General features: G+C 39.7%; 18 protein-coding genes. 9 read left to right on the top strand and 9 right to left on the bottom strand.

Translation table 11 applies throughout. The features are described 5' to 3' along the window. The first annotated feature begins 51 nt into the window (after positions 1–51). The 6 genes from FL972_RS04390 (at position 52) to FL972_RS04365 (ending at position 6,930) form a co-directional block, all read left to right on the top strand. On the top strand, positions 52–708 hold the full coding sequence (locus FL972_RS04390; protein ID WP_144603877.1) for an HAD family hydrolase: 657 nt from the start codon (positions 52–54) through the stop codon (positions 706–708). A gap of 182 nt (positions 709–890) precedes the next feature. After that, entirely contained in the window at positions 891–2,105 is a 1,215-nt protein-coding gene (locus FL972_RS04385) for a porin (RefSeq protein ID WP_144603876.1), read from the top strand. A gap of 111 nt (positions 2,106–2,216) precedes the next feature. Then, positions 2,217–3,185, top strand: coding sequence for a porphobilinogen synthase (hemB, locus tag FL972_RS04380; protein ID WP_144603875.1), 969 nt, complete (start codon positions 2,217–2,219; stop codon positions 3,183–3,185). A gap of 518 nt (positions 3,186–3,703) precedes the next feature. After that, the gene (locus FL972_RS04375) at positions 3,704–4,999 is read left to right on the top strand and encodes an ammonium transporter (protein ID WP_144603874.1); all 1,296 of its coding nucleotides are present in this window, start codon (positions 3,704–3,706) and stop codon (positions 4,997–4,999) included. A 107-nt stretch (positions 5,000–5,106) separates the two neighbouring features. Beyond that, the gene (locus FL972_RS04370; protein WP_144603873.1) at positions 5,107–6,279 is read left to right on the top strand and encodes a porin; all 1,173 of its coding nucleotides are present in this window, start codon (positions 5,107–5,109) and stop codon (positions 6,277–6,279) included. Positions 6,280–6,567: 288 nt separating this feature from the next. Beyond that, positions 6,568–6,930: a hypothetical protein gene (locus tag FL972_RS04365; protein WP_144603872.1), complete on the top strand. Its 363-nt coding sequence runs from the start codon at positions 6,568–6,570 to the stop codon at positions 6,928–6,930. A gap of 36 nt (positions 6,931–6,966) precedes the next feature. Here the strand turns inward: FL972_RS04365 and FL972_RS04360 are convergent, their stop codons facing one another. Both FL972_RS04360 and dnaK read right to left on the bottom strand, forming a co-directional pair. Beyond that, complete coding sequence (locus tag FL972_RS04360) at positions 6,967–7,341, bottom strand: co-chaperone GroES (protein WP_144603871.1); 375 nt, start codon at positions 7,339–7,341, stop codon at positions 6,967–6,969. 218 nt (positions 7,342–7,559) lie between these two features. Continuing rightward, entirely contained in the window at positions 7,560–9,479 is a 1,920-nt protein-coding gene (gene dnaK, locus FL972_RS04355) for a molecular chaperone DnaK (RefSeq protein ID WP_144603870.1), read from the bottom strand. Positions 9,480–10,020: 541 nt separating this feature from the next. Between dnaK and FL972_RS04350 the strand changes: the two genes are divergently transcribed. Further along, the gene (locus tag FL972_RS04350) at positions 10,021–10,827 is read left to right on the top strand and encodes an MOSC domain-containing protein (protein ID WP_250161281.1); all 807 of its coding nucleotides are present in this window, start codon (positions 10,021–10,023) and stop codon (positions 10,825–10,827) included. A gap of 22 nt (positions 10,828–10,849) precedes the next feature. On the opposite strand, the gene hemE is transcribed toward FL972_RS04350, so the two are convergent. The 6 genes from hemE to truA form a co-directional block, all read right to left on the bottom strand. Then, positions 10,850–11,875 carry a uroporphyrinogen decarboxylase gene (gene hemE / locus FL972_RS04345; protein WP_144603869.1) on the bottom strand — a complete coding sequence of 342 codons (1,026 nt, stop codon included), beginning with the start codon at positions 11,873–11,875 and terminating at the stop codon, positions 10,850–10,852. Positions 11,876–11,981: 106 nt separating this feature from the next. Continuing rightward, positions 11,982–12,509: a hypothetical protein gene (locus FL972_RS04340; protein WP_144603868.1), complete on the bottom strand. Its 528-nt coding sequence runs from the start codon at positions 12,507–12,509 to the stop codon at positions 11,982–11,984. A gap of 169 nt (positions 12,510–12,678) precedes the next feature. Beyond that, positions 12,679–13,197 carry a hypothetical protein gene (locus FL972_RS04335; protein ID WP_144603867.1) on the bottom strand — a complete coding sequence of 173 codons (519 nt, stop codon included), beginning with the start codon at positions 13,195–13,197 and terminating at the stop codon, positions 12,679–12,681. 2 nt (positions 13,198–13,199) lie between these two features. Next, a complete protein-coding gene (locus FL972_RS04330) occupies positions 13,200–13,790 on the bottom strand; it encodes a hypothetical protein (protein WP_144603866.1) in 591 nt (196 codons plus the stop codon). A gap of 39 nt (positions 13,791–13,829) precedes the next feature. Beyond that, the gene (locus FL972_RS04325) at positions 13,830–15,602 is read right to left on the bottom strand and encodes an ABC transporter ATP-binding protein (RefSeq protein WP_144603865.1); all 1,773 of its coding nucleotides are present in this window, start codon (positions 15,600–15,602) and stop codon (positions 13,830–13,832) included. Between the two features lie 6 nt (positions 15,603–15,608). Further along, a complete protein-coding gene (truA, locus tag FL972_RS04320) occupies positions 15,609–16,367 on the bottom strand; it encodes a tRNA pseudouridine(38-40) synthase TruA (RefSeq protein WP_144603864.1) in 759 nt (252 codons plus the stop codon). Positions 16,368–16,469: 102 nt separating this feature from the next. Between truA and FL972_RS04315 the strand changes: the two genes are divergently transcribed. Both FL972_RS04315 and FL972_RS04310 read left to right on the top strand, forming a co-directional pair. Then, the gene (locus FL972_RS04315) at positions 16,470–16,952 is read left to right on the top strand and encodes a DUF4293 domain-containing protein (protein ID WP_144603863.1); all 483 of its coding nucleotides are present in this window, start codon (positions 16,470–16,472) and stop codon (positions 16,950–16,952) included. Between the two features lie 107 nt (positions 16,953–17,059). After that, complete coding sequence (locus FL972_RS04310; RefSeq protein ID WP_144603862.1) at positions 17,060–18,166, top strand: trans-sulfuration enzyme family protein; 1,107 nt, start codon at positions 17,060–17,062, stop codon at positions 18,164–18,166. Here the strand turns inward: FL972_RS04310 and FL972_RS04305 are convergent, their stop codons facing one another. Next, complete coding sequence (locus FL972_RS04305) at positions 18,167–18,574, bottom strand: rhodanese-like domain-containing protein (protein WP_144603861.1); 408 nt, start codon at positions 18,572–18,574, stop codon at positions 18,167–18,169. Positions 18,575–18,631: the final 57 nt, after the last annotated feature.

Here is an 18,631-nt window from a genome sequence, read left to right as displayed (position 1 = left end):
AGTAGTCGCTTTTCATTTAACTATGGAAAGCGACTCTTTTATTATATAATCATGAGTAAAGCAGTGATTTTTGATATGGATGGGGTGATCTGTCATACCAATCCATTTCATTCGATGGCATTCAAAGAGTTTTTTGCAAAAAGAAACTTATACCCAACGGAAGAAGAATTTGCAGCCCATATGTATGGGAAAAGCAACTCTTATATTATGAGTCATTTTTTTGGGCGGAAGATAGAAGGGGAAGAGCTATTGATTTTAGAAGATGAAAAAGAAGGTTTGTTTCGTGAAATCTATCAGCACCATGTCAATCCAATTGATGGTTTCTTGGAATTTTTTCACGGTCTGAAAAAAAATAACCTTAAAACAGGAGTGGCGACATCAGCGCCGAAAGCAAACCTGGAATTAATCGCAGGTAAGCTGGATCTTTTTCCTCATTTTGAATCTTCTTTGGCCAGTGAGGATGTGAATAAACATAAGCCTGACCCGGAAGTTTATTTGAAGTCTGCTTCCAGGCTTCAGATAAGTCCTGAAAATTGTTTGGTCTTTGAGGATTCTTATTCTGGTATAACAGCAGGATTGAATGCGGGGATGAAAGTAGTGGGGGTTCTTTCTTCACATCAAAAGGAAGAGTTGCCGATATGTCATTTATATATTAACGATTACAAGGAGCTTGATGTAAAAACTGTAATTAGACTTCTCGAGGATTAATTTTTCATCGGGAAGTGAAACTTTTTTTATCTAAACTTCAAAAAAATTCAAAAAACGGCTTGATTGTTTACTAATAATCTAAGGAGAGTAACGAATTGATAATATACGGTTAACAATACAGACACTTTTAAAGTGGTACTTTGCAGCGCTGTACAATTTATTATTCATTAAATCTTCCTGCCATGCGAAGGATTTTCGCAATCACTGCTTTATTGGCGGTGATGACCATTACTGCTCTCTCTGCAAGAGGAGAGCATGGTGACTCTATACCTTCCAAGGTAGTACCATCGCCAAGCCCGACAAAGGGATGGTATGAAACGCTCAGATTACGAGGTTATGCCCAATTAAGATACAACGGGCTATTCGAGACTAACCCTAACTTGGCGTGTGATCAGTGTGATAAATCCTGGGGAGGAGAAGGTGGAGGTTTTTTCTTCCGTCGAATTCGACTTGTGTTTTTTGGGCAAATCCATGAAAGGGTTTATTTATATATTCAGCCAGACTTCGCTTCTGGAGGATCCAATTTGGCACAAATCAGAGATGCTTATTTTGATTTAGCCTTGGATGCTAAGCAAGAGTTTCGCTTGCGTATAGGACAGTCAAAGGTTCCGTTCGGCTTTGAAAATATGCAATCCAGTCAAAATAGATTGCCCCTGGATAGACATGATGGGATGAATTCAGCAGTTCCAAATGAGCGAGAGGCAGGTGTGTTCTTTTATTATGCACCCAAAGAAATCAGAGATAGATTTCGATACTTAGTCTCATCCGGACTCAAAGGTTCTGGAGATTACGGGATGTTCGGTTTTGGCCTTTACAATGGTCAGGGTCCGAATGCTCAAGACAGGAATAAGAACGTTCATGTGGTGTCCAGAATGACTTATCCTTTTCTGTTGAAATCTGGACAGATCATAGAGGCCTCATTTCAAGGGTATTCTGGGAAATATATTGTTCGACCAAGTGCAACAATTGATGCGGGTCAGAATGAATTCAAAGATTATCGATATGGACCTTCTTTAATTATTTATCCTCAGCCTTTTGGTTTACAAGCAGAGTATAACTGGGGTGTTGGGCCAGAATATGACCCAGAGTCAGGAAAAGTGGTTGAAGCTCCTTTAGGTGGGGGATATATTTTGGCCAATTATCAAATTAAAGCAGGAGAAAGGTTGATCATTCCGTTTACTCGTTACCATTATTATAAGGGAGGAAAGAAGTTTGAGGCCGATGCAACCAAGCACAGAGTAAAAGAATTTGAAATCGGAGTTGAATGGCAGCCTCATAAAAACTTTGAATTGGTAACGATGTATACTATTTCTGATCGAACTTTCGAGGATTCCTCAAATCCAAATAACAGACAAAAAGGTAGTTTACTTAGGCTTCAAGCTCAAGTGAATTTCTAAAATGAATTTTCCAAAAATTGAAAAAGCAGGGTCTGTCCTGCTTTTTTTGTTTCTATGTAAACTTTATCAGGTAAATTCTCATTAGTAACTTTGAAGAAATTTTAAGAATCCATGAATAGACGCCCAAGAAGAAATCGAAAATCAGAAGTTATCCGAAATATGGTGGAGGAAACCACCTTGTCTGTCAAGGATTTGATTTTTCCTATGTTTTTGGTGGAAGGGAGTGGAAAGAGAATTCCTGTAGATTCTATGCCTGGGATTTATCGGTATTCTACAGATACCCTACTAAGTGAGGTTGAATCCTGCATGAAGTTGGGGATTCAGGCAATTGATGTTTTTCCGGCATATCCTGAAAGCCTGAAAGATGCGATAGCAACCGAAAGCTATAATCCAGATACATTCTATCTAAAGGCCTTGAGGGAAATAAAGAAAAACTTTCCCGAAATCTGTTTGATGTCTGATGTGGCTATGGATCCTTATAGCAGCGATGGTCATGATGGCATAGTGAAAAATGGAAAGATTTTGAATGATGAAACCCTGGAAGTATTGGGAAGAATGTCATTGGCACAGGCTGATGCTGGGGTTGATATTTTAGGTCCTTCTGATATGATGGATGGAAGAGTGGGCTATATCCGGGAATTATTGGATCAGAATGGTTTTACGGATACTTCCATCATGTCGTATACTGCTAAGTATGCAAGTGCATTTTATGGTCCTTTCCGGGATGCATTGGATTCAGCTCCGAAGTTTGGAGATAAAAAGACTTATCAAATGAATCCCGCAAATTCTCAGGAGGCACTAGTTGAGGCTGATTTGGACATGGAGGAAGGTGCGGACTTTTTAATGGTGAAGCCTGCCTTGGCTTATTTAGATATTATCAAGCTTTTGAAAGATAACTATCCCTTGCCTATTGCAGCTTATAATGTGTCTGGTGAATATAGTATGCTGAAAGCTTCAGCAGAGAAAGGTTGGCTCGATAATGATCGTGCTATGATAGAAATGCTTACAAGTATCAAGAGATCAGGTGCTAAGATTATCCTAACCTATTTTGCGAAAGAGTTTGCTGAGCTTTCGAAGTAAAAAAAGAGGTTTGATTTAAGCCAAAGAGCCTGGAATTTTTCAGGCTTTTTTATTTTTAAGGTTAAAAATCAAACCAATGTTTCAATTAAAATTGAGTTTTTTTTAGGGTTCGATGAAAAAAAATACTGCTTTTTTAAAATTTATATATTTGATAATCCTGATAATTTAGTATTAAATTTAGTTTTTTTCGGTTCTTCAGAATAATAGTTCGATAAGGAGCTATTTAATTTTTATTTATTCTGATTTCTATTTCCCGCAACCGATTTCAAAAAATAATACTTATCTATTCGAAATATTATTTTATCAATTAATTGGTCTATGAAATGATCTATTTTAAATCATTTTTTGAAAAATTGTTAATATATGGTTCAAAAATCAATTGAAAATTCAAGTAAGTATGACTTTTTGTAAAAATGTGATTTGTTTTTTTATCAAAAATTAAATTACATTCGTTCAAAGCTTTTGCTTTCAAACCTATAGAAAATTTTGAAATAAGTTCAAATTTTAATCTCAAACCTATGAAGTATTTCGTAACCCTGTTGGCCAATGATGTGGCCGCGATGGATCTCTCTTTGGAGATATCCCAAAACATCCTCACGACAAACAATGTCTGGATGATGCTTTCCACTGCCTTGGTGTTTATTATGCACCTTGGATTTGCTGGAGTGGAAGCTGGATTTGGCCAAGCCAAAAACACGGTGAACATCCTGTTCAAAAACACCGTCACCCCAATTATCGGAATTATCTCCTATGCCGCCATTGGATTTTACCTAATGTACCCTGGTTTTGAAACTCCAGGATGGTTAAGTTTTGATTTTGCCGGTTGGAACATGTTCTGGTTTTCACCTGCCAGTGCTGATGTAAGTTCTGCATATGCAGATGGTGGCTATACCTATTGGACAGATTTCTTGTTCCAAGCCATGTTTGCTGCAACAGCAGCCACCATCGTATCTGGCGCGATAGCTGAGCGTGTGAAACTAGGTGCCTATTTGGTGTTTACTCTCTTCTTTGTTGGAATTGTTTATCCTTTGATAGGCAGCTGGAAATGGGGTGGAGGCGCGTTGGATGCCATGGGATTCTATGACTTTGCAGGAAGTACGCTGGTACACTCTGTAGGTGGATGGGGAGCCTTAGCCGGTGTGATCTTGGTTGGCCCTCGAATCGGTAAGTACGTAAACGGAAAAATTGTAGAAAAGCCTGGTGCTTCTGTACCTTTGGCCGTAATCGGTGTATTCTTACTTTGGTTAGGCTGGTTTGGATTTAATGGTGGCTCAGTGCTATCTGCTGATCCTGGATTGGTTTCCTTTGTTTTAGTGACTACTTCTCTTGCAGCCTGTGCAGGTGGATTGGGTGGATTCCTTACAGCCTACTTTGCTTTCAAGAGATTAGACTTAGGGATGGTTTTGAACGGTATTCTGGCTGGTCTTGTAGCCATTACAGCTGGAGCCGATGTAATTAACCCAGGTTCCGCAGTGCTGGTTGGTTTAATCGGAGGCGTTTTGGTAGTGCTTTCTGCCATCCTTTTAGATAAATTTCACCTTGACGATGTAGTAGGAGCCGTGTCGGTTCACCTGACCTGTGGGGTTTGGGGAACATTGGCAGTGGGTATTTTTTCCACTAATCCTGAGCATACATTGCTAACTCAACTTATCGGTGTTGCAATCTGTGGCGTTACTGCCTTTACTGCAGCTTTTGTGATCTTCTTTGTTTTGAAGAAGACGGTTGGTATCCGTGTCTCAGAAGAGCACGAGCGTACAGGTCTTGATTCCCACGAACATGGAATCAGAGGTTACACTATCGTTTACGACGAATAGTGTTAAAAAAATAAAGAACCCCGCCCGAAGAAAAAAATGCGACTCTCTTTCAAGCGGGCAGGGGTCCTATTGGTCAACTCTATCATTCACCAACACTCAAAATTAAAATGAAAAATACATTACTACTAATCCTATGCATAGTTGTTTCTTCCTTCCATGTATCTTTTGCTCAAGAAGAAACTGAAAAAGCTCCTCCCGCTTTGACACTTTCCGGTTCTGTTGATGCGTATTTCAGAACTAATCTCAATGCACCTAATAAAGGTGAAAACATCATGGCTCCGGCCACTTCTTTCGGAAATCTCCCTGGATTTTCATTGGGTATGGCAAATATTATAGCCACTTATGAGGGCGATAAGATTGGAGCTGTGGTTGATTTAGTATTCGGCCCAAGAGGCGAAGACGCCGTTTTTGGATCTCCACTTTATGCAGGAGGAATGGCTGGAAGCTCCCAGATTATCAATCAGATGTACGTCTATTGGAATGCGAGTGACAAAGTGACTTTCACTTTGGGGAACTTCAACACCTTCTTGGGTTACGAAGTGATTTCTCCGACTGGAAATTTTAATTACTCGACTTCCTACATGTTTTCTTATGGACCTTTCTCTCATACAGGCTTGAAGGCTGATATCGCACTTTCTGATAAATTTTCTTTCATGGCCGCTGTGATGAATCCAACAGATATGACGGAGTTTAACCTAAATGGGACCTATACGCTAGGAGCTCAGTTGGGGTATTCAACTGATGCAGGAAGTACATTCTTGAATGTGGTGTACGGAGATCAGGACGGGAAACTAAGCAACGACGGATCATTAATGTCCGGGCAAACTTCCGGAGGAAATACCTTTCAGGTAGATTTGACTACGGGCTTTAATCTAACTGATGCCGTGTATTTAGGTGTAAATACCACCTATAACACCACTTCTTCTGGAGAGTTTTTCAGTGGTTCGGACGTGCAAGACTCCGAAGGTGATGGTTATGGTTTTTATGGATTTGCGGGCTACTTGCAAGCTACAACTTCTGAAAAATTTGCCTTGGGCTTACGAGGTGAGTACTTCAACGTATTCAACTCAGGGTTGGACGGTGTTGTAGGATTAGATAGTTCCGGTGATGGAAATGTATTTGCGGTGACTCTTTCAGGGAATGCAAAAATTGGCAAGAATTTGACCCTAATCCCTGAAATCCGATTGGATACCATGGGAAATGAATTCTTTATGAATAAAGATTTGGCTGCAACCAAAAATCTTTCTTCGTTTTTACTGGCTGCAGTATTTGCATTTTAAGCTAATAAACAGGGTCTATTGTTGTATGAAAGCCGGGGTGATTTTCGCCTCGGTTTTTTTTATTTCATAATTTCTTTAGGATTTTCGGATCAAATGGAATGATGAACCAACAATAATGCTGCGATTTTTCAATAATTAGGATGAAATTAAAACTGAACAGAAAATAAGTTTTTAAACATTTTTTAAAATTTAATTTCTAATGATCGGATTTTTTGAAGAAAAAATACTGAAAAGTGAAACAATTTCTTTTTTCTGCTGTATATCTTTGTACAACCCAAATATACAGATATGAAAAAGTTATTGCTCTTTCTATCAGCCTTTTGCATCCTAGGTTTCGCTCAAGCACAAAGCTTATCCAAAGGACCTAAAGCCAAAAATGCTAAAGTCTGGAAAACCCAAGATAAGTCGCTCAAAGTTGTTTTCCATTCTTCTCCTCAAACTCTAACCGGAGCAGAAGCTAAAAATTTTAAGCAGTGGAATTCTGAGTCGGCAAAACTTCAGATTAGAACTAGATCGGAAATCAACAATCCTAAAGGTCTCGAAGCTAAAAACAGAAAGGTCTGGGAGAAATCTCAAAAAATTCAGGTTAATTCAAAGGCATCCTATATTGAGCCTAAATCCATGAGGAAGAAAAAACTCTGGTGGCATTAAAAAAGAAAGCTCGGTTTATATTCCGAGCTTTTTTAATTATAGATCTTGTTCTCTTTCCAGCATCAAGATGGATGCCTGTGAGACTATAAAGTATTTTTCTCCTTCATACATTACTTCGTGAGCTCCAGAAAGAAGGAATATGGCTAAGTCTCCTTCTTTTGCCTGCAAAGGGACATACTTTACTTTTTCTTCATTTTCCATCCAGGGTTCATGATCATCTGCAGGCATAGGAATAGGATATCCCGGGCCAGCCTTTATGATGTAGCCTTGTTGAACTTTCTCCTTTTCCTGAACTCCAGGAGGCAGATAAAGTCCGGTGCTTGTTTTTTCGTTGGGTTTTTTCAGGCGAATTAATACCCTATCTCCCACTACAATTAGCTTTTTCAATTTATTGTCTGCCGTGAGTTGCATAATCGAATGATTATTGATGAAATCGAGCATGTCGGAGCCGACACACACTGGGATGCCCCGATGTATCGGGGAACATAAGTGAGATTCCATGTGACCTTTGAGAAACAAATTATAAACACATGAAAAAAGCCAAGAGTCGAGATACTATCATCTTGATCCTTGGCTCTTAAAAGGATTAGGCATCCGCCAATGACGGATGCCTAAGTTGGTTTAGTTTATTATTTCTTTTCTTCGTTTACTTCTTCGTAATCTACATCAGAAACTCCGTCACCGGCATTTTCTGCTCCAGATGAAGCTCCTGCATCAGCACCCGGCTGAGCTCCAGCTCCCTGAGTTGCATTGTAGATTTCTTGTGAAGCTGCTTCCCAAGCCTTATTCAAGCCTTCCATGGCAGAATCAACTCCAGCCAAATCTTGAGACTGATGAGCGGCTTTCAAGGTGTCAAGTGCTCCTGAAATGGCAGTTTTATTGCCTTCAGAAAGTTTCTCACCATATTCTTTCAACTGCTTTTCAGTTTGGAAGATCAAGCTATCAGCTTGGTTCAACTTTTCGATTTTTTCTTTCTCAGCTTTATCAGCAGCTGCATTTGCTTCTGCCTCTTTCTTCATTCTATCGATTTCTTCCTGGGAAAGACCAGAAGAAGCTTCTATTTTAATCTTTTGCTCTTTGCCAGTTCCTTTGTCTTTAGCAGACACATTCAGGATACCATTCGCATCGATATCAAAAGTAACTTCAATTTGAGGTACTCCTCTCGGTGCTGGCGGAATATCCGTTAACTGGAATCTACCAATAGTTCTGTTATCCTTCGCCAATGGTCTCTCACCTTGTAGGACGTGAATATCTACTGCTGGCTGATTGTCAGCTGCTGTAGAGAAGACCTCTGATTTTTTGGTTGGGATAGTCGTATTTGCTTCAATTAATTTGGTCATTACTCCACCCATGGTTTCGATACCAAGAGAAAGAGGAGTTACATCCAATAGCAATACATCTTTCACTTCTCCAGTCAATACACCACCTTGGATAGCAGCACCGATAGCTACTACCTCATCAGGGTTAACGCCCTTAGAAGGTTTCTTGCCGAAGAATTTCTCTACTTCTTCCTGGATTTTTGGTATTCTGGTAGAACCACCTACCAAGATTACTTCATCTATGTCAGATGGAGACATTCCTGCATCTGACAAAGCCTTTTTACATGGCTCCATTGATCTTTTTACCAAATCCTCTGAAAGTTGCTCAAACTTAGATCTGCTTAAGTTTCTCACCAAGTGCTTAGGGCCTGACTGAGTGGCAGTAATGTAAGGAAGGTTTATTTCTGTAGATGATGAGCTGGATAATTCAATTTTTGCTTTCTCAGCTGCTTCTTTCAATCTCTGAAGAGCCATTGGATCTTTTCTCAAATCGATTTGCTCTTCAGCTTGGAATTCAGAAGCCAACCAGTTGATGATAACCTGGTCGAAGTCATCACCACCCAAGTGTACGTCACCGTTGGTAGACTTTACTTCAAATACACCGTCACCTAATTCAAGAATTGAAATATCGAATGTACCACCACCAAGGTCATACACTGCAATTTTCATGTCTTGGTTTTTCTTATCCATACCATAAGCCAATGCAGCTGCAGTAGGCTCGTTGATGATACGCTTTACTTCCAAACCAGCGATTTGACCGGCTTCCTTCGTAGCCTGACGCTCTGCATCATTGAAGTAAGCTGGTACTGTGATTACTGCTTCCGTTACTTCCTGTCCTAAGAAGTCTTCTGCTGTACTCTTCATTTTTTGAAGAATCATCGCAGAAATTTCCTGAGGAGTGTATGATCTGTCACCGATTTTTACGGCAACTGTATCGTTTGATCCTTGTTCTACTTTATAAGAAGCATGTTTTTTCTCTTCTGAAACTTCAGAGAACTTCTTACCCATAAATCTCTTTACGGAGGAAATGGTATTGCCCGGGTTGGTAATTGCCTGACGCTTTGCAGGATCACCCACCTTGCGCTCTCCATTTCCATTGTCAAGAAAAGCCACAATTGATGGAGTGGTTCTTCTTCCTTCACTGTTTTGGATGACTACAGGCTCGTTACCCTCCATTACAGCTACGCAGGAGTTGGTGGTACCCAAGTCAATGCCTATAATTTTTCCCATGATTATAAATTTTAATTTAGTTGCTGAATTAATACGTCTCCCTATCTTCAATGCTTATGCCAGCCCATATTTTTCTATTATTCGTGTCACAATGGCAGAAAACAAGACAATTTTTTAGCTGGATTTTCAGTTTTTGTCAAGACAACTCGGAATTTGGCTGAGATTATGACAGGCAAAAAAATATTGTGCCATGCAACTTTCATTGGCTATGTAGCATCTTTAGGTTATGAGAAAAGTAATTTTTAAATCCTTCAAATCGGATAAAGCTAAATGGATGTTTGTTTTGCTTCTAGGATTCTCATTTTGGAGCATTAGGGAGTTATTCCTGACGTATTTATGTAATTGGGAGACTTGGGAAAGCTGGATTCCTGATTATCATTTTTTAGACTTTAAACGAGTATTGTTTACGATTTTTAGCAAATAGTGCCTTTTTCCAAATACAGGCTATTTTGATTTAAGCATTCGCTAGTAAAAATTGTATGCTGGAAAAGAAGATTCTCAGCCAAACCTGTTTTATCTTGAAGGATCAAAAAAAACATATATGAGTCAAGATATTTTTTTACAGGATATTTACATATACCCCATTAAATCATTGGGGGGAATCCGAATGGAGGTCTGTCGGGTGGAAGAAAGAGGATTTCAATTTGACAGAAGATGGATGTTGATTGATCCTCAGGGAATGTTTATTACTCAGAGAGAATATCCCAATCTGGCCTTATTGAAAGTACAGTTGGAATCTGATTTTCTGAAAGTATATTCTTCAGAAAAGCCCGAGGATTATATTCAAATACCATTGATTTTAGAAGGATATGAGTCAGTGGAAGTAGTAGTCTGGGATGATACCATGCTCGCCAAAAAATTAGATCCGAATATCGATAGATGGTTTTCTGAAAAATTAGGTATGGAGGTTCATTTGGTCAAAATGCCTGAAACCACCCATAGACTAGTGAGTCCTAAGTACTCAGTCAACAAGGAGTCTGTCAGTTTTGCAGATGGTATGCCGTATTTGCTGATAGGACAAGAGTCCTTGGATGATCTCAACTCCAGGTTGGAGAGCTCTGTGCCTATGGATAGGTTTAGACCTAATTTGGTTTTCAGTGGAGCCAAAGCTTATGAGGAAGATTCTTGGAAGACGCTCAAGGTAGGCGAGGTCGATTTTCAAATTGTGAAACCTTGTGCCCGTTGTGTGATGACTACCATAGATCAGGAGAATGCAACAAAAAGTAAGGAGCCTCTTAAAACTCTAGCAAGCTTTAGAACTGTCAATAACAAAGTGCTTTTTGGGCAGAATATGGTAGCACTATCTCATGGAATACTCAAGGTGGGTGATCAGGTTAGCATCCAATAAAAAAGAGCCCGAAGGCTCTTAATCATTTAAAACTTTTTACTGTTTGTATAAATACTTTGACCATGTCAGGGTCTATGTCTGGATATACTCCGTGTCCTAAATTCGCAATATGTCTGCTGCCTTTAAATTGCTCCATCATTTGTATAGTGGCGGTCCTTACCTGGTCGGGGTTGCCATATAGAGCAGCAGGATCCAGATTTCCTTGTAAGGTCTTATTTTCTCCAATCATCTTTCTGGATTCAGAGATCCCCATATTCCAATCCAAGCCGATAGTTTCACAGTTTAATTTTCTCATGGCTTCTCTTGCGAAAAAGGCTCCTTTTGCAAAAACTGTTTTAGGAACTTCATTTACTGCATCACAGATTTGTCGGATATATCGAAGAGAAAACTCTTCATATTGTTCTGGTCCTAATATTCCAGCCCAACTATCAAAAATCTGAACCAAGTCTGCACCTGCTTGAATTTGAGCTTTGAGATAGTTGATAGTGCTGTCAGTAATCATCTGAAGCAGTAGGTGCGATAATTTAGGCTCAGTATAGAGCATAGCCCTTGCTTTGGAGAAAGTTTTGCTGCCGCTTCCCTCTACCATATAGGCGAAAATTGTCCACGGTGCACCTGCAAATCCAATCAGAGGAACGCGTCCATTCAATTCTTTTTTGGTGATTTCTATGGCTTTGATAACATAGCTTAGGTCATTTGCTCCATCAGCGACCCGAAGTTTTTGAAGATCAGAAGCCGAGCTCACAGTGTTTGGAAACCAAGGTCCTCTTTTCTCTACCATTTCATAAGGTAAGCCCATAGCTTCCGGAATTACCAAAATGTCTGAAAAAATGATCGCTGCATCCACTCCCAAAAGATCAACAGGCTGAATGGTCACCTCAGCCGCTAGCTCTGGAGTTTGTGCTAATTCAATAAAACCGGAAACAGATTCTCTTACCGCTCTGTATTCCGGAAGAATTCTACCTGCCTGGCGCATGAGCCAAACAGGAGTTCTCTCCACTTTTTCACCTTTTGCTGCTCTTAGCAGCAGATCGTTTTGGATTTGCATGGTGCAAAGATAGGAAGCAAATAATATTTGGCTGATAATTCTTGCACATAAAAAAAGACCGGAATCAAGTTCCGGTCCTAATTTTCTTTAAAGCGCACAGTTGTTTTTAATTTCTAGGATAGGTTTTTATAAAATCCTCTTCTTCTATTCCATAATATTCCATGGTAGCCGTGTAATCCGAGTAGTCCATTCTAAAGTTGGCAGGATCTGCAGGAATTACAATTGCCCGGAAAATTTGATTTTGGGTGAAATCTGAACCTAAAGTGGAAGGATCAATTGCGCCATCTAAGAAGCAAATCACATCTCTTCGGGTAAAGTCAAAATTATAAACCAAAATACCATTGTCCAGATAATAAGTTTGAGGCATTAGTCTCCATATGTCTTCACCTTCAAATTCTCCTACTAATAAGTAAACCAAGACCTTATCACTTGCTAAATTGGCAGAAGGAAATGTAAATGAAATTTGGTAATCATTGGCGGCTGTAAAATTGCCCCCAAATTCAAAGGCTTTTCCTACAATAGTTACTCCATCTAAACCATCCAATCCCGGAGGTCCTGGAGGTCCCATTGGACCTTCACATGCCTGAAAAGCCAATAAGGCTATAAGGCTGAAAATTGCGCTAAGTCTTTTCATGTTTAATTATGGGTTAAGTGATTAAAAGAGTTTAAACTAGATCGAAAACTTAGAGACGCAACTCTTGTTCAAAATAGTTTAGTTTATTAAAATATTATTTGGTAATTGATTTAATCTTTAACACGAAATTTCGGAATAGAAAGTTGGTTAAAAATCCTTAAGACGAGATTTACTCCTTAATCGGAGCAATAACTCTTACCTCACTTTCCGAAATTATCTGGTCGATAAATATTCCGGTCAAAGTCAGGTTGGCTGAGTCAGCATAAGTTTTTAATTCCTCCTTCACTGTTTCCGGTCCAGGCATCACCCATTTATTTCCCCTAATCGTAGCGAGTAAATAGCTTGATTCAGTAAAAATCCGAGTTTCATAATTCTCGCCTGTGAGCGATTGATTTAATCCGATGAATACTTTCATCGTGTCTAATTTACCTGCTGGCTCCACTTCATAGATGGTATGAAGGCTAGATCCAGGACGTAAGTTTTTTTGCCCTTCCATTTCCTTAAAGGCTTCTGCAAGCCTCTCATCTTGAGGTATGCCTATAAAATAGATTCCGCTGAGAGGTGGAGGGGTTTTTTGCTCCCAAGTAATTTCAATTGGATTTTTTCCTCCAAGATTTACAAAAACGTAATAGGCTGAAGCTCCAAGAAAAAGAAGAACCAATAGAATTACAAAAACCTTCTTTGCCATAATCAGAATAAGTATCGAACTCCAATCCCGCCTTGACCTTTGATATGGCCCACTCTATCTAACAGCTCTAAAAAGAATCCTACCTCAGCGAAAACTGAAATTGGGGCTTCACTGAAATAATATTCAGCTCCCCCAAATAGCTCAGGCCCAAAATCAATATTGCTTCTTTCTTCTGTCCTTGGTACTAATCCGGGACCTCCGACCTGGCCTTGGCTATATGAGTAATTCACTCTCGTGGAGCGCAATTGGGCGCCTATCCCTGCATAGCCTAAAAGATAGCCTTCAGTGATCTCAAACATATCTGTGATGTCTTCATGCAAAGCTATTCTGCCGTGGATTGATGCTCCTTTTTTGGCACTGTGACCAATGTAAAAGGCATTGGATGCAGGAGGATTATTTTCAAAATCTCTCTGATAATAAGAGTTTCCATTGACTCCTCCGCTTCCGACCATCAATTCCCAAGAGATGTAGTCATCAAAGAAGTCTTTGTAAGTCAAAGAAAATGGTTCTCCTAGACGAACGCCTGCTCCTCTTTCCTGTGCCATAGCAAGAAAAGGCAACAGAAATAAAAGTGTTACTAATCTGTATTTCACGATAATAGTTGGTTTTTGAACTTCTAAGCAAAATTCGGGCTAAATAGCCATCGTTTTCAATTGCATTTGATGCAATTGGGTATAATAGCCACCCTGATTCAGTAAAGAATCGTGCGTTCCCTGCTCTACTATTTCACCTTTATGCAAGACGATAATTTTATCTGCTTTTTGAATAGTGGAAAGCCTGTGAGCAATGACTATGGAGGTTCTCCCTTTCATCATCCTCTCTATAGACTCCTGAATAAGTTCTTCTGTCTCAGTATCTACAGAAGATGTCGCCTCATCCAAGATGATAATTTCAGGATTATATACCATCGCTCTGACAAAGGATATCAGCTGACGCTGTCCAACTGATAAAGTCGCACCTCTTTCCATTACATTGTAATCCAAACCTCCTGGAAGGCGCTCAATAAATTTCTTTGCCCCAACCATTTCAGCCGCCTCCATTACTTGCTCTCTACTGATATTGGGATTGCCTAAGGTGATGTTGTAGTAAATGGTATTGGAAAAAAGGAACACGTCCTGTAATACAACCCCAATGTGTTTTCGTAAGGTGCTTAATTCAAACTCCCTAATGTCCGTACCATCGATGGTGATGGAGCCTTTGTTGATTTCATAAAAGCGGGAAAGCAAATTGATTATTGAAGATTTCCCGGCCCCTGTAGCTCCGACCAGTGCTACTGTTTGTCCCGGTTTTACTTCGAAATTGATATTTTTCAATACATAATCTTCATCAACATAAGCAAACCAAAGATCTTTGACTTGAATATCTCCTTTGACTTTTTCAGGATTGAAATTTCCTTCATTTGCAATATGTTCCTTGCTATCCAGCAATTTGAAAATTCTGGAAGAGCTCACCACGCCCATTTGAAGTGTGTTGAATCGATCAGCAATCATCCGAATTGGACGGAAGAAAAGCTGCAAATACATGATAAAGGAAATCAAAACGCCTATTTGGAGTTCCATGCCCAAAACTCCCACAGCCCCATACCATACCACTAATCCAATACCGATAGCTTGGATGATTTCAGCAACCGGGAAATAAATGGAATAGTAAAGAACTGATCGAATATGCGCTCTTCTATGCTCTCGATTTATTTCTTTGAATTTTTCAAACTCTCTATCTTCCCGATTGAAAATCTGCACGATGTTCATCCCGGTGATATGCTCCTGAAGAAATGAGTTGAGGTTAGAAACAGCATTCCTTACATCATTGAAAGTCACCTTGATTTTCTCTTTGAAAATGTAGGTCGAAATGATCATCAATGGCAGCGTACATAAACTGACTAAAGTAAGCTTCCAGTCGATGTAGAACATCACTCCTAAAATGGTTACCAACTGGAGAAGATCACCAATAATAGCAGCAAGGCCCTCGCTGAATACATCTGCCAGCGTTTCGATATCGGAGATATTTCTAGTAACCAATCTACCGATAGGAGTAGTATCAAAGAATTTCAATTTTAATTTTAACAGGTGATTATAGAGTCGAACCCTTAAATCCCTGATGATCACTTGACCAATCCAGCCTGAATAATAGGTGTGAGCCCATTGAACTATGGCTTGTAAAATCATAAGACCCACTAGAATGTAGATCATTCGAATCAGTCCCTGACTATCTCCAATTGCAACATAGTCATCGATGGCAACCTGAATAAAGTAGGGCCTTGTTGGGGCCAAAAGAGCCAAAGTAATAGTTAAGAATACCAAAAAATAGAATTGGGCCTTATAAGGCTTTACGTATTGATAAAGCTGCCTCAGTACTTTGGTGTCGACTATTTCGCCGGATGATTCTTTTTCTTTCTGTAAGCTCAAGGTATGCTAATCTAAGTAAATATTTTCCGGATATACGATTTTGCTCAGGAATAGCCCCTTTGCCGGAGCAGCTTTTCCAGCTTTGTTTCGATCTTTGGATTTAATTATTTCATCCATTGATTCCACTGGCTTTTTTCCCAAACCTATATCCACTAAAGTTCCGACAATCGCCCGTACCATGCCACGTAAAAAACGATTAGCGGTTATATGGAATAACAATTCCCCATCTTTTTGTTCCCAGTGGGCTTGTTTTATTTGACATCTGAAATGATTGACTTGAGTATGGACTTTACTGAAACATTCGAAGTCCTCATGATTCAGTAAAATTAAAGCCGCATCATTCATTTTCTGGAGATCAGGAGTGAAAAAAGAAGTCCAGGCAAACTCATCTAAAAATGGGCTTTTTCTGAAAATCATCCGGTAAACATAAGATCTTTCTATCGCGTCGAAGCGGGCATGTGCATCATCTGTAACCTTTCTAATCGAATGAATGGCAATTTCCTTAGGGAGAATTCCATTGAGCCCTTTCAGTAACTTTTCCCGGTCAAATTCCTGAGGAATGTCCACGTGACAAACTTGCATGCTGGCATGAACACCGGTGTCAGTTCTTCCGCTTCCCATGATAGTCAAGGGTGTTTTAAAATAGGTGCTCAGGGCAGACTCGATGGATTCCTGCACCGTAAAGGCGTTTTGTTGAATCTGCCAACCATGAAAAGGACCTCCGTGGTAACTCAATTCCAGAAAATATCGCTGAATCCTGCTCATAAGGCGCAAAGATACAATTCCTGCCTGATTCCGATAGCTTCCATAAGGCTTTCCTTGTGAAAGCGGGGATTTGGGCTTTTCTTTGCCAAAAATTATAGAAAAATGATTCAGCGCGTTCAAACCATATTTCTTTTCTTGGTAGTCATCTGTATGGGAGTGACTATTGGTTCAACTCTTTGGGTACAAAGCCAAACTGGCTCAGGTACTGGAGATTCTTGGGAGTTAACTGCCTTTATGTTGAATAATGTGGATTCTAGCGGAGAAGTGATTCAATCCTCTTCCAAATGGTATATTGCCACATTAGCTTCATTTGCCGGTTTATTAGCTTTGATTTCAATTTTTCAGTACAAGAATCGAACCCGTCAGATGATGTTTAATATGATCAATAGTTTGATTATGGTAGGTTTGGTTGTTGCCGTGTTTCTTACTACTAATGGAATCAACTCAGCAATCAATGCAGTAGAATCAGGCAGCTATCAGTTAGGTTTTTGGGTTATTTTGGCTGCAATGGTCTTTAATATGCTAGCCAATCGGTTTATTAGAAAAGATGAGGCTCTGGTCAGGTCAGTTGATAGAATCAGATAAAAGATACCCTGAGGATTTAAATTCTCAGGGTTTTTTTATGGGTTTAAAATTTTGGAATGAATTGAAATCTATTTTCATTTCTTAATTTCATGGCAAATACTTTTGACATGAAATTCGAAACCCTCGCCATACATAAAGGAAATACCAATTCGGATAAAAATAATCCGGTTGTTCAGCCCATTACACTGAGTACTACTTTCCATCACGGAGAGGGTGAAATGCTTTATACTAGAGCAAATAATCCCAATAGGCAGTCCTTGGAGCAAGTAATTGCTGTTTTGGAAAGGGGAGAAGATGCAGCTGCTTTTTCCTCAGGGAATGCTGCAGGAACCGCTGTTTTTCAGGCATTGGAACCGGGTTCTCACATTGTAGCTCCTGATGACATGTATCATGGACTTCATAATTCCATGACCATGTTATTCAAGGGAGTACATGAGGTAAGCTTTGTAGACATGTCCAATCTTGAAGAAGTGAAAAAAGCAATTCGGCCTAACACTAAACTATTTTGGGTTGAGACTCCTTCCAATCCCTTGTTGAAAGTCACAGACATCAGGAAAATCTCCGAGCTAGCAAAAGCTCAGAATGCGCTTTTGGTTTGCGATAATACTTTTGCAACGCCGGTTTTTCAAAACCCAATATTGCTGGGTGCAGATATGGTCATGCATAGCAGTACAAAGTATTTTGGGGGGCATAGCGATATTTTAGGTGGAGCCTTGGTGACTAAAAGTAAAAATGATTTTTGGGAGAAAATCAAAACCGTGCAGAAGGTAGGAGGAGCAGTTCCTTCCGCGATGGATTGTTATTGGTTGTGTCGTAGCATCAGGACTCTTGCCTACAGGATGAAAGGTCATGCTGAGCATGCCATGATTCTGGCAGAGTATTTAAGCGTTCACCCAAAAGTAGAAAAAGTACATTATCCGGGATTGAAATCTCATCCGGGACATGAGGTGGCAGCAGGCCAAATGAGCGGGTTTGGAGGAATTGTTTCTTTTCAAATTAAAGGAGATGCCCAAACGGCAGATCAATTCATTGCTCATCTTCAACTTTTTGCAAATGCAACCAGTCTAGGAGGGGTGGAGAGTTTGATCGAAAGAAGAGCCGCTGTAGAAGGTCCAGATACTAAAACTCCTCCAAATTTGATTCGAATTTCTGTAGGCTTAGAGCATACCGATGATTTGCTGGAGGATTTGGATCATGCTTTTTCCAAGGTTTAATCATTCAAAAGGGTATCCCTTTCTAACCCAGTTGCCTAAACCACCTTCTAAATGGTATATTTTGCTATACCCATTTTTAGCCAAGAACTCAGAAGCTTGCAAGCTCCTGACTCCTGCGCTGCAATAAATCAAGATTTCTTGTTCCTTGGGGAGTTTTAGAATTTCATCCTGAAAATCGGTTCGATAAAAATTGACGGAAATGGCAATGGGAATTTTACCTGACGCGATCTCCTCGGCAGTTCTAACATCTACCAAAAGTGCTTTTCCAGAGGAAAGCTTTTCAGAAAATTCTTTCTCGTCCAGTGAGACAACCGAATTTGCTGCTTCTTCATTGGATTGATTTTCTCCTTTTGGGGTACAGGCCAATACGCTGGTTATGAAGAGAAGTAATAGAGCTAGGTTTTTCATACAGCAAAAAAAAGAAGGTTTATTCTAATTCTTGGTGATTTTTTTCACATTTCTTCA

This window comes from Algoriphagus algorifonticola, assembly GCF_007655305.1.
In the GTDB taxonomy this organism is placed as follows: Bacteria; Bacteroidota; Bacteroidia; order Cytophagales; family Cyclobacteriaceae; genus Algoriphagus; species Algoriphagus algorifonticola.
The sequence above is the reverse complement of the archived record's forward strand: the minus strand, read 5'-3'. Positions and strand labels throughout refer to the sequence as shown.